A 12,877-nucleotide genomic window follows, 5' to 3' on the forward strand; every position below is an offset into this window, starting at 1 on the left:
CTTTTTCAGCTGCGTTTTCAAACCAATAGTTGTTTTTCGTACATAGAATATAAACACGTATTTCATGCTAGTTCGGTGCATCTTTTCTTTTCTAATTTATACGATGATACTTAATATCTTATTTTATTGTCCTAAATTAATAATATAAGCAACAAAATATACGAAAAGAGCCTTAACTAATAACAATAGCAGCAAAGTTTATGAATAGAGCTTTATAAAAAGATAAGTATAACTGTAGGGGTCAATTCACACATCAGAAGGTGACAAGCTTATTTTAGAGTGAAAATCTTTCACTTTACTTTCTCGATTTGCTCGGGCAGGATAGCCTTGTCTTGGACTGAGCAGGGAGCTTGCGATTTTGTATTCCTTAAATCATAATGTTAGTGAAAGGAAGGATGTTATGAATAATTTCACGTTTTTTAATCCAACAAAACTAATTTTTGGTAATGATCAATTAGAACAATTGAAAACAGAAATACCTCAATATGGAAAAAAAGTACTGCTCGTTTATGGTGGGGGAAGTATTAAGCGCAACGGTATTTATGAAAAAGTTACATCAATTTTCTCAGAAATTGATGCTGAGTTTGTTGAATTAGCAGGAGTTGAACCGAATCCACGTTTATCAACAGTAAGAAAAGGTGTGGAGATTTGTAAGAATGAAGGTATTGAATTTATATTAGCTGTAGGTGGCGGCAGTGTAATTGATTGTTCAAAGGCTATTGCTGCTGGTGCGAAATATGATGGAGATGTATGGGATTTTATGAGTAGAAAAGCAGTTCCTGAAGCTGCATTACCATTAGGAACTGTGTTAACACTTGCTGCAACTGGGTCAGAAATGAACGCAGGTTCTGTAATAACAAATTGGGAAACTCAAGAAAAATATGGCTGGGGAAGTCCTTTAGTATTCCCTAAATTCTCCATTCTTGATCCGACCAATACATTTTCAGTACCTAGAGATCAAACAATTTATGGTATGGTTGATATGATGAGTCATGTATTTGAGCAATATTTTCATAACGTTTCAAATACACCTTTGCAAGATCAAATGTGTGAAGCAGTACTAAAAACTGTCATCGATACAGCTCCGAAACTGCTTGAAGACTTAGAGAGCTACGAGCATAGAGAAACGATATTATACAATGGTACGATTGCCTTAAATGGTATGTTAAGCATGGGTTATCGTGGAGATTGGGCAACTCATAATATTGAGCACGCTGTATCAGCTGTATACGATATTCCACATGCAGGCGGTTTAGCGATTTTATTTCCAAACTGGATGAGACATGTCCTTGATGAAAATGTAGGTAGGTTTAAACAATTAGCGATAAGAGTATTTGAAGTAAATCCAGAAGGTAAGAGTGATCGTGAAATCGCATTGGAAGGCATTGATAAACTTAGTGCATTCTGGTCAAGTATTGGCGCACCTTCACGACTTGCGGATTATGACATTGATGATTCGAACCTTGAAGTAATGGCTGAAAAAACTGTTGTTTATGGTGATTTTGGTAATTTTAAAAAGCTAAACAAAGAGAATGTACTAACCATTTTAAAAATGTCACTATAAAATAGTTAGCTAAAAATAATGAGTAGTATAAATAAGTATAGACCAATTACGATTGTAATTGGTCTTTTACTATTGGTTGTTTTCGCATTAATTATTGCTATTCGTCTTAGATATAAGCCCACGTATGTTGCTAACGTTCGTGGCATCTTTTCTTCTCTAGAGATTATAGCAATTATATTATACATATCAGTTACTAAAAGATAGGTAAAAAACAAGTTTCGAAAAAAGCCATTACTTTTGTACGATCCTTATGCATCTATGTGAATTTGAACTTTTTTATCTTGTATTATTTGATGAAACAATTGTAATATAATGGTAAAATTAAATTAGGTGAGGGTAATAGAATGAGCTTTCCTCTCATTAAATGTTGGAAAAGACATAAACATGTATACAACTAGAGCATTTGAAATATTTTTTTCTTTAAACAATAACGATCGTAAGAGCTCAGTTAACTGTTATAAAAATAGCTGTAAATTTTTTAACAAATCCTCATTAGTGTTAGGAGGAAAAAATATGGAGTTTGTCATTTATGCACTGCCAATTATTCTTTTTGTTCTTGGATTGTATTTCATTACGGAAAATTTTGAAAAGAGAAGAAGATTAACCTACCCTCTAATTATTGCAAATATTGTACTTGCAATTCATTTATTCTTGCTAATAATAGTTGGTGGATGGGTGATATTAGGTACAGGAATGTTATCGGGTATTATCGTAATCATATGTTGGCTGATTTTTATAATTATGAGCCGTTTTATTAAAAAAGAGAAGCAATTAGAAGAATAGATGGTGAAAGGGTTTTACTAATTATCGACAAACTCATTTAGCTTAATATAAGGAGAATGAGGTGCCTTCGCTTACTATTTGTAAAGTTAACGCACTTAATCCTTTATAACAAAACGAGTGATAAACATATTATTTGCGTTTATCTAGCTTCAGCACCTACACTCCTCGAGTCACTTCGTCCTTTCACCAGAAGATCAAAAGCGTCTTCAGTTGAAAATATTCCAACCCTTGTCGAGGTTAAACAGTCGGCTCCGCTTTTCTATATTGTCATAAAATATTTTATTTTGGAGACGCTTACATAAGGGTGGTGTTCTTGATTTACTCACAGGCTTTCGCTAAAGTGGTATTTATAAAGATTTATTATTCAGTTTGGAGGTTAACAAGATGTCATATATTAAGTTTGATTATTCAAAAGCATTATCGTTTTTTTCAGAACATGAAATTACATATTTACGTGATGCGGTAAAAGTAGCTCATCATTCTTTGCATGAAAAAACTGGTGCAGGAAATGATTTTTTAGGGTGGGTTGATTTACCTACAGATTATAATAAAGAGGAATTCTCACGCATTCAAAAAAGCGCAGAAAAAATTAAAGGTGATTCTGAAATATTGTTAGTCATCGGAATTGGTGGATCATATTTAGGTGCACGAGCTGCCATTGATATGTTAAATCATTCTTTCTATTCATCGCTATCAAAAGAGCAAAGAACTACACCACAAATTATTTTTGTAGGTAATAATATTAGCTCGTCGTATATGAAAGATGTGATGGACGTATTAGAGGGCAAAGATTTCTCTATTAATGTCATTTCAAAATCTGGTACGACAACTGAGCCAGCTATTGCTTTCCGTATTTTCCGAAAAATGCTTGAAGAAAAATATGGAATTGACGAGGCAAGAAAAAGAATTTATGCTACCACCGATCAAGCTAGAGGTGCATTGAAAACTCTGGCTACTGAAGAAGGATATGAATCATTTATCATTCCTGATGATGTAGGTGGGCGCTATTCAGTACTCACTGCTGTTGGATTATTACCAATAGCAGTTAGTGGTGCTAATATTGAAGAAATGATGCGAGGAGCTCAAGATGCTGGCAACGAATTTTCTAACTCAGAGTTGGAAGAAAACGGTGCTTATCAATATGCAGTTGTTCGGAATGTACTTTACAATAAAGGTAAAACGATAGAAATGTTAATAAATTATGAGCCATCGCTTCAATACTTTGCTGAATGGTGGAAGCAGTTGTTTGGTGAAAGTGAAGGGAAGGATCAAAAAGGTATTTTCCCTTCATCAGCAAATTTCTCTACTGATTTACATTCATTAGGACAATATGTCCAAGAAGGTCGTCGTGATTTATTTGAAACGATTCTTCATGTGGAGAAATCTCGTCATGAATTAACGATTGAAGAGGCAAGTAGTGATTTAGATGGCTTAAACTACCTTGCTGGTAAAACAGTCGATTTCGTTAATAAAAAGGCATTTGAAGGTACCATGCTTGCTCACACAGATGGGGGAGTACCAAATTTAACTGTTTCAATTCCAGAGCTTAATGAGTATTCATTCGGTTATTTAGTATACTTCTTTGAAAAAGCTTGCGCCATGAGTGGATATTTATTAGGTGTAAATCCATTTGATCAACCAGGTGTTGAAGCATATAAAGTAAACATGTTTGCACTATTAGGGAAGCCTGGTTTCGAAGAGAAGAAGGCTGAGCTAGAAAAGCGACTTAATGATTAATGAATTAATGTAATAATTATGAATGAAGCTTGAGGGGATTTTCCTCAAGCTTTTTTATTTTTGTTCAATTATACATATGGATGAATGATATATAGATGGTTAACCTAATACAAGAGTAAGGCTCTTTTTGACAATGTTGTTGCTATTATTACTAAGGCACCAAATCGTGAACTTTATTGCTATTGCAATTACAGCAACATATTATTTAATTCAGTTACATCATTTTAAACAAGCTATGATAAGTTTTTCTAAGTAAGGATAGTGACAACGAACGTAATAACAGCTATGGGGGTTGTCATCTAGTCATAAAAAGCAACAAGCTAATAGAAAACAGCAAAAGCTAAAGGACGTGTTACAAAATGATTGAATTATCATCAAAGATAACGGGTACAACTTTTAAATTATTTAAGTTGGAACAAGAGCTAAAACCTTTAGGTTATGTTATTGGTGGAAATTGGGATTATGATCATGGCTCATTTGATTATAAAATTGCCAACGAGGTCGGCTATCATTTTCTTCGTATTCCTTTTGAAGCTGTCGATGGTCAATTAGATTCAGAAGGAGCAACCGTTGAACTTGGTACCCCATTCTTATTGACACATAAATACCAAGTTGGTTTAGATGATAACGTACATGTTGGAAATGTGAATGCTTCATTTAATCAGTTTTCAGAGCCAGAAGATCCTGATGCAACTGTCCCAACGAAATATGTAGATATGGGGAAGTCCCTCATTATAGATTTAGAAGAGAGGTTACTTCACTAATCCATTATGACTAACAGTTCGTCTTGTGCCTTAATTAGAAAAGAGTGAGAGGGGTTGACATAAGATTCATCTCCTCTTTTGACTCCTATTAATAAAATACGTTTGCAAAGTAAACTGTGGCTAACATCACGGAATGTTTGATTAATTAGGTCTGTTGTCGTTTGTATGTACATGATTTTACTGCCTTTTAGATGATCGAGCATTTTGAGTAATGTGTGGGCCATTCCATGTGATAGTAGACTATTGACCATTACATAACTTGATAACTTGGTCGTTTCGACTATCTCATCTGCACCTGCACGTTCAGCGTTGTTCACGTGATGTGATGTTAAGATTTCAACAATACTATATATGTTACAATTCAACCCCTTGATTGCTAAAAGTGTTAGTATAGAATTCATATCTGCAGTTAATTCATCCTTGCTTTGATCAGCTGTAATTAACGCCATAATTGCTGAATTAACATTCGCTTTTTTTAGAGTATCATCCTGTGAAGGGTTTCCTTTTATAAAATGAACATTTTTGTTTGGTAATGGATTGTGCTCTAATGACTCGTCTATTAAGATAATTTCAATCGCTGGCTTAAGTTTTGAAAGGTGAGTGATCGTTTCGTACGCACGACCATTCCAGCCTATAATAATAATTTGATGTTCTCCTTTAAAAGAGATTTTTCCCTCCATAAATTCGTTCTCCTTAGCAACTGCTGTAGCCGCAAGAGTAACAAAGTATGTTGTAACAAAGCCTGTCCCAGCTAAGATGAGAATAATAGCGACCAGCCTTCCAATCGTTGAAGCTGGAACGAAGTCACCGTAACCAACAGTTGAAGTAGTGATGATTGCCCACCAAATTCCATCAAATATTGTAGGAAATTGGTTTGGTTCAAGTAAATGAATAATTGTACCGAATAGGATAATCATTATAATAATAATGGATAGTATCCTATAAACAACATGCCAACGTAAGTACGATGCTAATAGCCCACCAACTTTCACGGCCTAACCTCCAATCTAAAAGTACACCTCTCAATTTTTTGAAGCCTATAAGTATTTCATTCAGAAGCTGAGTCACGTCATCATGGAGAGAATTTCTCTCATAATATTATTAAGATGATCATTTATATTTTGGTCTCCATACTTTTCCTTTGCTTGTTCAATAGCGGTAATCACATCATCCTCAAAGTCAAGAATTGGCTTGTCTGTCTCTGATTCGTTATATAGAGCAATGATTGAATCAAGCCCTTCATTTAAGCGATCAATCGTATCGCTTAGCACTTGTTTCTCATCATTTGTCATTTTCATTGCTGTTCGCCCTTTCAAATTTAGTCTAGAAAAATAATATGTATGCTAATAGTGTGTTCGATATTTGGACAATTTTGCATAAATTTTTCTTTTTTTTGTAATGATATTGGTGGAGTGAAAATTACAAAAGACTCTTTTCGTAACCGTTGTAATTATTTTTACGACAGTAAAACAGCTAGAAATGGTTTTACTTTAATATTAATTAGATGACATGATTTTTAGTTGTAACGCGTTAATTTCTACGAAAATAAGTCTTTTAAAAAGATGGAGGCATAGTAATGGATATAAAACGAGCGAAACAAATCATTTCATCACCAAATGATATAACTGTTCATTATAACGGCGTGTCTGTTTGGATTGATAGTTGTGATGAGCAAGGGAATGTTGCTACAGTCCATATGAGAGGTAATCATCATGAAAAACGGTCTGTACCGATTGCTGAGTTAGAAGAGGTTTAAACGAATAGGATTCACGTAAAGTGGTGAACTCTCAATGATGAGATTCCCACTTTTTTTGCATAAGTAGGTTTTTGGGGTCTAAGAAATAAAATATGTAAGCATCTAGCAATCGTGGTATTAAAATAGCAAAGCTTACGAAGAGAAGCAAATTAAAACCGTTGTCATCTTGATCATATAAGTTACAATGGTGGTAGTAAGAAGAATGGAGGTTAGAATCAATGATTAATAAGATTGCAACAGTTGCAGTGTATGTAGATGATCAGCAAAAAGCAAAACACTTTTGGACAGAACAAGTAGGATTTGAAGTAGTGGCAGAATTCCCAATGGGACCAAATGCTAATTGGCTAGAAGTAGCTCCAAAAGGTGCGCAATCTCATTTAGTAATATATCCGAAGGTCATGATGAAAGATTGGAATGAGAAGCAGGCATCCATTGTGTTTGAGTGTGACAATGTACAAGCTACATACGAAATGTTAAAAACAAATGGTGTAGAGTTTTTAGATGAACCGAAAAAAATGGAATGGGGGACATTTGTTCAGTTTAAAGATCTTGATGGTAATGATTTTTTACTTAAAGGGTAGTATGAAATTATTATCTAGTATTTAAGACATTATAGGTATATTTGTCTAAGTTTAGTAAATTGTTCCATTGTTGTCACTGTTATGATATTCTGAATTTATAGAATATTTTAACAGTAAAGGGGCGCTTTATTTGAAAGAACAAAATTTTAAAAACCATACTCGCTACCATGTACCATACCATTTTATAGGTCTACCAATTATTCTTGCTGCATTTATTGGAGCCATTGTAAATTTAGTGTTTGCTTTATCAGATGGTGAGTCAGTTTGGCCTGCAACATTAATGTTAGTAGGGGTAGTTGGATTAATGATCACGTTTATTCTCGTTCGAGAGTATATTTTGAAATTACAAGATCGTGTCATTCGAACAGAAGAGAATTTAAGAGCGTATGTGTTAACAGGTAGGTTATTAGATTCTAATTTGACAATCGATCAAATTATTGCGTTACGATTTGCTAGCGACGAAGAATTTCCTACACTTTGTGAGAAAGCCGTAAAAGAAAATTTGAAAAGGAAACAAATTAAGAAGGACATTGTTAATTGGAGAGGGGATTATTTTCGAGCTTAACACTCCAACTCTTATGAACAATAATTAAGTTAACGTACTATTATATTTATGGTTAAATTAGGAGGAGACGATACTCCTCCTAATTTAAAGGAAGGCTTAAAATAGCTAGTTCTTATTGTTCTTATTAAATTCCGACATAAACATGGCTGGTATTAGTTTAAATGTGTCATTGTTTGCCAGTTGTTCCCCAAGAATATCCTCATGCTGCGATAATTGTTTAATTTGATTCATTTCTTTGTGTAAATCTTCCATTTTCTTATCTAATTTAGCAGCGGTATCAGCTGCTTCTTTGAGCTCATTTTTGATTCTTACTGGAATTTCCTTATTATATTTATAATATATTTTGTGCTCTAAACTTGCCCAGAAATCCATGGCAATCGTACGAATTTGAATTTCTACAGGAACTAGATCTTCTCTATCAGACATGAAAATAGGAATTTGGATAATTAAATGGAGGCTTTGGTAGCCATTTGGTTTTGGATATTCGATATAATCCTTACACTCAATGACTGTTATATCTTTTTGTTGTTCTAGCATGTCTTTTATTTTGTAAATATCAGATATAAAAGAACAAGTAATACGAATTCCTGCAATATCCTTAATGTTTTCGCTTATATAAGGTAGTGAAAGGCCAATACCTTTTCTATCGATCTTCCTTAATATGCTTTCTGGGGACTTCAAGCGAGAGTTAGTATGCTCAATGGGATTATAGTCGTGTATATATTGAAATTCTTGTTTTAATATATCAATTTTCGTATTCACTTCAGCTAAAGCAAACTTGTAAGACATCATAAAGCGAATTAAATCTTTTTTGAATGATCTCATTTGCTCTATATTATTTTGTGATTTCGCATCCATAGTCGTCGTCCTTTTCGTGTTTTGTACTTAACTGGATAGCTGTTTGTCGTTTGGTGATCTTTGTTCTTAAGTATCGATTAATCCATGTAGAAATAATAAATGACAGTTTGTAATATGTCAAAAATGTATGATGTAAAAGGCCTGTATAGAAATATAAAAACTAATAATTAGGAGGCTGGGACATAAGTGGAAAACTAACTGGTTTTTATACATTACGCAAAAAAAAATCGCACGAAATCAAGGTTTATAAATTTGATTTCGTGCGGTTTCTTCATTTTAATTGGGTTTTGTCCCAGCCTCCTAACAAAGCCCTCAAGCAATTTAATTTAATATAGCTATTTTAAGTACGTATTAGAGACGAGAATATCAGAAAGTACTTCAGTTGGGATTTCAAACCATACTATTCCATAGTAAGCAGGGGCAACTGCTGATTCATCAAACGAAATGACTAACTTACCATCGTTGTTTATATAAAATTGTTGGTCAGGTTGAATTTTTCCCCACGGATCTCGTCTTAAATATTGCATGTTGACATCTGGATGTGAAATCCAAAACGTAAGTTCTTCGTTTTCAATCATGTTTGTCATTTGATTTAAAATATTTTCACTTATCACCTCCACATAGCTTTCATCTTTAAACAGGCTAGGGAGGGTGATTAGTAATTCATTTTCTTTATCAATCGTATCATATTGAATTGTTTGTTGAGCTGATCCTGCGACATCAACAACGAGTCTACCTATAGATAAAATTTGTTCATTATCTGTCTTAACTTCATAATCACTGGAAAGAGCGAAATTCCCTCCAGAATCCTTTTCATCTTCCATTTTTGCCATAAAATCATTAAATAGCTGTTGGCTTTCTTCAAGGTATTTTTCATTTAAGGTTGTTTCTAATGAGGAATTTTCCATATCTTGAACGGCAGGTACTTTAATATCTACACTAAATTTTTCATCCGTTACTTCATACTCTCTAAAAGTAAGTACCTTCACTATACTACCAATGATGGGAGTTTCTGATAATGTACTAGCAACTGTTGGATTAATATTAAGGCTAGATACAAAAAGTATCGTTGCGGCAGCTAATCCAGCTAAATACCACTTTTTCTTTTTCTTCCTACCTTGCATTAATGCTTTATTAACGACGTCATCTAACTCTTTAGGGACCGGAATGCGATTATACTCTTCTTGTGCTTTGGTAAAGTGTTTTTTCATCTATATTTGCCTCCTCTAAATAATCATCGTCAATTTTTATACGTAATAATTGTAGAGCCTTGTATAAGCGGGATTTGATCGTGCTCACATTCTCATTTAACACATTTGCAACCTGTTCTAATGTTAAGTCTTCAAAATATTTAAGAATGATAATAGTTTTATATTTATCTGGTAAGTACTCGATGATCATTTCCAAATTAAGCTGTTCATAGTTGTCGTATTTGCTTGGACTTATTAACTCCATTGTATGTGTATCAACTACGCTAACTTTTTTCTTCTTCCTTATAAAATCCAAAGAGGTATTAACGACTATACGATAGTACCAACTTTTCAAAGAATTTTTATCTTGGAGAGTATGAATGGATGTTAGGGCTTTCTGTATCGATTCTTGAACAATATCTAATGCATCCTCAGAGTTTTTTACATAACTATAGGCTAATCTATAGCATTTCTGTTTGTGTTCCAAGATGAATTCCGTCAGTTGTTGTTCTGATATTCCTTTTCTCTTGTTCATAACATTCTTCCCTCCTTTGGTGTTTTTTGCCCTATACGATATAGACGTATCAAGGTGGATGAAAAGTTGAATGAAATGAAAAAATTTATTTAAGCACTCTAATTCTTATAAATGCTAAGACCAAAATGCTGTTTTAGCAAAGTTTGTTGTTTTTCAAAGGGAATAAACACGTACGTATCTAGAGTTCGTGACATCTTTTCTTAAGTAGCATAATGACTAATATGATCAAGTCACTCCTGATGGTACTAATTTAGTGAAAAACTTAACAAAGATTTCAAAAGAAGTCTTTTAAAAATCTTTCTAATCGGCAGTTTATAATTCTCAAACTAAATTTGATCGGAGAAGTTACCAAGTATAGAATCAAAGAGCTAATGAGAGGGTTATGAAATGGTGTGTCCTACAAATCGAAGAGAAAGGGGTGGATATTTAAAGAAAAGGCTCTTTTCGTAAACTTTGTTGCTATCGAGACTATTTAAGAAAAGAAATTAATCTTTTTTTGGCAATTGACCTCATTTTAAATGAGAAAAGGTGTCACAAATAGCTGGTTTTTACGTATTTAGTTCTTAGTAGGAAAAGCAACAATCAATGCAAAACAGCCAAAGGAAAAGTGAAGGAGGTTGAGAGAGAAAAGGCGCTGATATAAATGTATCAACGCTTTTGTTCATTCTTTATTTCAACATTTTCCTTAGTGCTTTCTTTCCTAATTTAAATATCATTTTTTTTCCAACTGTCCCTTTGTTAATTGATTTGCTGCTTCTAAGAACTTTAGTCAATCTATACAAATTTTTCCCTGCTTTATAAATGGACATATCGATCCTCCTACAGAGCTTTTAAAATCATTATATTAGACTTGATATTAAATTCCTAGTAACAACATATGAACATAAAAGCTGGTAATGACTAATTGTCTGAAAAGGTGTGTATAGTTGATAAAATGATGATCTATATTGTCTAGTATAATAAGCGACCATGTGCGGAATAATAAGACACAATTCATTGATATCCTCCGTAAAGCCCTGTTTGGTATGAGCAGGGCTCATTTAATTTATTTGCTCAAGTATATCGACTCACGTCAAATTCAGACAGCTAGAATACATAATGAGCATTCCTGCTTTGCTAATATTAGAATTGTAATATTTTGTAAATATTAAAATCACATCATTATCACATAATCTTTCTTTCTTCCTTCACACTCCTATCAAACTTTCAACAATTTTATTATTTATCATGTATCTACAGTGTTAAACAAGTTATCTATTAAATGAATTTCAAATCTATTCCACAAGATAGGAGGAAAAATAATTTGAGGTTATCAACGAAGTCAATAGCTGCTACAGCATTAGCAGCAACTTTAGCCACGAGCACAATCTTGCCAAATTATGCGTTTGCTCAAGCAAATCAAGGCGTAGTTTCTGATGTAACTACAGAGGATATCATTCTTGCACCTGTTAATATGCAAAAAGTATTAAACGAAATTGCTGCTAGTAAAGTGATTATGGATTCATATAAAACAGCAATATCAACACAAGGAACGATTCAATCAGACATACTTCCAGATTTACCTACCTATCAACAAATTGCTAGAGATCATGCTAGTGATTATACGAATAATTTAAATGAATTGTTAATTGATAGGGACCTTGATGTTGTAGATTTTGCTGACGAATTCACTGTTTATTATGATCTTCTTATTGAGGCTTTAGATAACATTGAAGCTGGGGATGAACAAGCGCGTAATGACTTCAAAGATTTATTAGATTTATTGCAGTCAGACATACAATACTATCGGGACGATGCAAACGATACGATGTTTTCATATCAAGTGTATAAAGACGATTTACAGGAAGATCACTTTAATTTTCAAAATGCAGCTACCACAGCACTGAATACAATTGAATTAGAAGATGAAAAAAGTAAACTGGTTCTTGAACAGCTTCATGACTTAGGAGTTGAAATTTCTAATGAAAATACAATCTTAACTGGAGAGTATATAGAAGCTGGAGTTGTAGGGCTTGAACTCACGACCTATTTACTAGAAATGGCTGTGGAATTCGAGCTGACCCCAACCCCGATAGGAATTGCTTTAGCTACATTTACGATCATATATGGTGCGGTGAATGGAAATAAGGAATTGCAGGAAAAACAAGAAAAGGTAAAAGAACTGACCGAACAATATAATGATATTGTCCTAGGGTTAAAAGGAATACAAAGTCAAGCTGCAATTTTAGCTGGCATACAGCTACAGCTTAGTAATTTCTATAATGCTAATGATGGTATTATTCAATCAACTAGAAATCTATATAAGGAATGGGATTCCGCCTATGTTGGAATTCAAAACTTAAAAGATAAATTTGAACAGGGTGATATTAGTATTCAAGAAATACGTAATATATTACTTAACGCTAAACAGAGCTGGCAAAACAATGGTGCCCAAGCTAGCTATATTAACAATCAACTTCATTTAAAAAATTCTGTTGAAAATGCTACTACTGGAAGCTGAATTATTTAGAGTAAATTACTTCGCTTTTAAATAACATGTTGTTT

General features: G+C 33.4%; 15 protein-coding genes. 8 read left to right on the plus strand and 7 right to left on the minus strand.

All coding sequences use genetic code 11. The annotated features are described in order from the left end of the window. The first annotated feature begins 400 nt into the window (after positions 1-400). The 4 genes from SLH48_RS08830 to SLH48_RS08845 all read left to right on the plus strand — a co-directional run bounded on the left by SLH48_RS08830 (position 401) and on the right by SLH48_RS08845 (position 4,848). On the plus strand, positions 401-1,564 hold the full coding sequence (locus tag SLH48_RS08830; protein WP_320257854.1) for an iron-containing alcohol dehydrogenase: 1,164 nt from the start codon (positions 401-403) through the stop codon (positions 1,562-1,564). A 513-nt stretch (positions 1,565-2,077) separates the two neighbouring features. Continuing rightward, positions 2,078-2,347 (plus strand): hypothetical protein, encoded by a 270-nt coding sequence (locus SLH48_RS08835; RefSeq protein ID WP_320257855.1) that lies wholly within the window; start codon positions 2,078-2,080, stop codon positions 2,345-2,347. A gap of 384 nt (positions 2,348-2,731) precedes the next feature. Further along, positions 2,732-4,084, plus strand: coding sequence for a glucose-6-phosphate isomerase (locus SLH48_RS08840; RefSeq protein ID WP_320257856.1), 1,353 nt, complete (start codon positions 2,732-2,734; stop codon positions 4,082-4,084). Between the two features lie 359 nt (positions 4,085-4,443). Next, complete coding sequence (locus SLH48_RS08845) at positions 4,444-4,848, plus strand: YugN-like family protein (protein WP_320257857.1); 405 nt, start codon at positions 4,444-4,446, stop codon at positions 4,846-4,848. On the opposite strand, the gene SLH48_RS08850 is transcribed toward SLH48_RS08845, so the two are convergent. Beyond that, positions 4,845-5,840, minus strand: a complete 996-nt coding sequence (locus SLH48_RS08850) for a potassium channel family protein (protein ID WP_320257858.1) — start codon at positions 5,838-5,840, stop codon at positions 4,845-4,847. The two genes, SLH48_RS08845 and SLH48_RS08850, sit on opposite strands and share 4 nt — an antisense overlap. Before the next feature lie 72 nt (positions 5,841-5,912). Further along, entirely contained in the window at positions 5,913-6,146 is a 234-nt protein-coding gene (locus tag SLH48_RS08855) for a hypothetical protein (protein ID WP_214481010.1), read from the minus strand. Positions 6,147-6,424: 278 nt separating this feature from the next. Here SLH48_RS08855 and SLH48_RS08860 point away from each other — a divergent pair, with 278 nt between their 5' ends. The 3 genes from SLH48_RS08860 (at position 6,425) to SLH48_RS08870 (ending at position 7,750) form a co-directional block, all read left to right on the plus strand. Then, on the plus strand, positions 6,425-6,604 hold the full coding sequence (locus SLH48_RS08860) for an H-type small acid-soluble spore protein (RefSeq protein ID WP_214481009.1): 180 nt from the start codon (positions 6,425-6,427) through the stop codon (positions 6,602-6,604). Positions 6,605-6,822: 218 nt separating this feature from the next. Then, positions 6,823-7,185: a VOC family protein gene (locus tag SLH48_RS08865; RefSeq protein ID WP_214481008.1), complete on the plus strand. Its 363-nt coding sequence runs from the start codon at positions 6,823-6,825 to the stop codon at positions 7,183-7,185. Between the two features lie 130 nt (positions 7,186-7,315). After that, positions 7,316-7,750, plus strand: coding sequence for a DUF6526 family protein (locus SLH48_RS08870; protein WP_320257859.1), 435 nt, complete (start codon positions 7,316-7,318; stop codon positions 7,748-7,750). 105 nt (positions 7,751-7,855) lie between these two features. On the opposite strand, the gene SLH48_RS08875 is transcribed toward SLH48_RS08870, so the two are convergent. The 5 genes from SLH48_RS08875 to SLH48_RS08895 form a co-directional block, all read right to left on the minus strand. Then, positions 7,856-8,608, minus strand: coding sequence for a GTP pyrophosphokinase family protein (locus tag SLH48_RS08875; protein ID WP_320257860.1), 753 nt, complete (start codon positions 8,606-8,608; stop codon positions 7,856-7,858). Between the two features lie 335 nt (positions 8,609-8,943). Beyond that, positions 8,944-9,819 (minus strand): anti-sigma-V factor rsiV, encoded by an 876-nt coding sequence (locus tag SLH48_RS08880; RefSeq protein WP_320257861.1) that lies wholly within the window; start codon positions 9,817-9,819, stop codon positions 8,944-8,946. Continuing rightward, complete coding sequence (locus SLH48_RS08885; RefSeq protein WP_320257862.1) at positions 9,782-10,333, minus strand: RNA polymerase sigma factor; 552 nt, start codon at positions 10,331-10,333, stop codon at positions 9,782-9,784. The genes SLH48_RS08880 and SLH48_RS08885 overlap by 38 nt, the downstream gene beginning before the upstream one ends. Positions 10,334-11,001: 668 nt before the next feature. Then, positions 11,002-11,142 (minus strand): hypothetical protein, encoded by a 141-nt coding sequence (locus SLH48_RS08890; protein WP_214481003.1) that lies wholly within the window; start codon positions 11,140-11,142, stop codon positions 11,002-11,004. A gap of 47 nt (positions 11,143-11,189) precedes the next feature. Then, entirely contained in the window at positions 11,190-11,330 is a 141-nt protein-coding gene (locus SLH48_RS08895) for a hypothetical protein (protein WP_320257863.1), read from the minus strand. A 306-nt stretch (positions 11,331-11,636) separates the two neighbouring features. Between SLH48_RS08895 and SLH48_RS08900 the strand changes: the two genes are divergently transcribed. Then, complete coding sequence (locus tag SLH48_RS08900; RefSeq protein ID WP_320257864.1) at positions 11,637-12,833, plus strand: HBL/NHE enterotoxin family protein; 1,197 nt, start codon at positions 11,637-11,639, stop codon at positions 12,831-12,833. The last annotated feature ends 44 nt before the right edge of the window (positions 12,834-12,877 follow it).

It is taken from the genome of Cytobacillus sp. IB215316, assembly GCF_033963865.1.
Taxonomy (GTDB): domain Bacteria; phylum Bacillota; class Bacilli; order Bacillales; family SM2101; genus Nanhaiella; species Nanhaiella sioensis.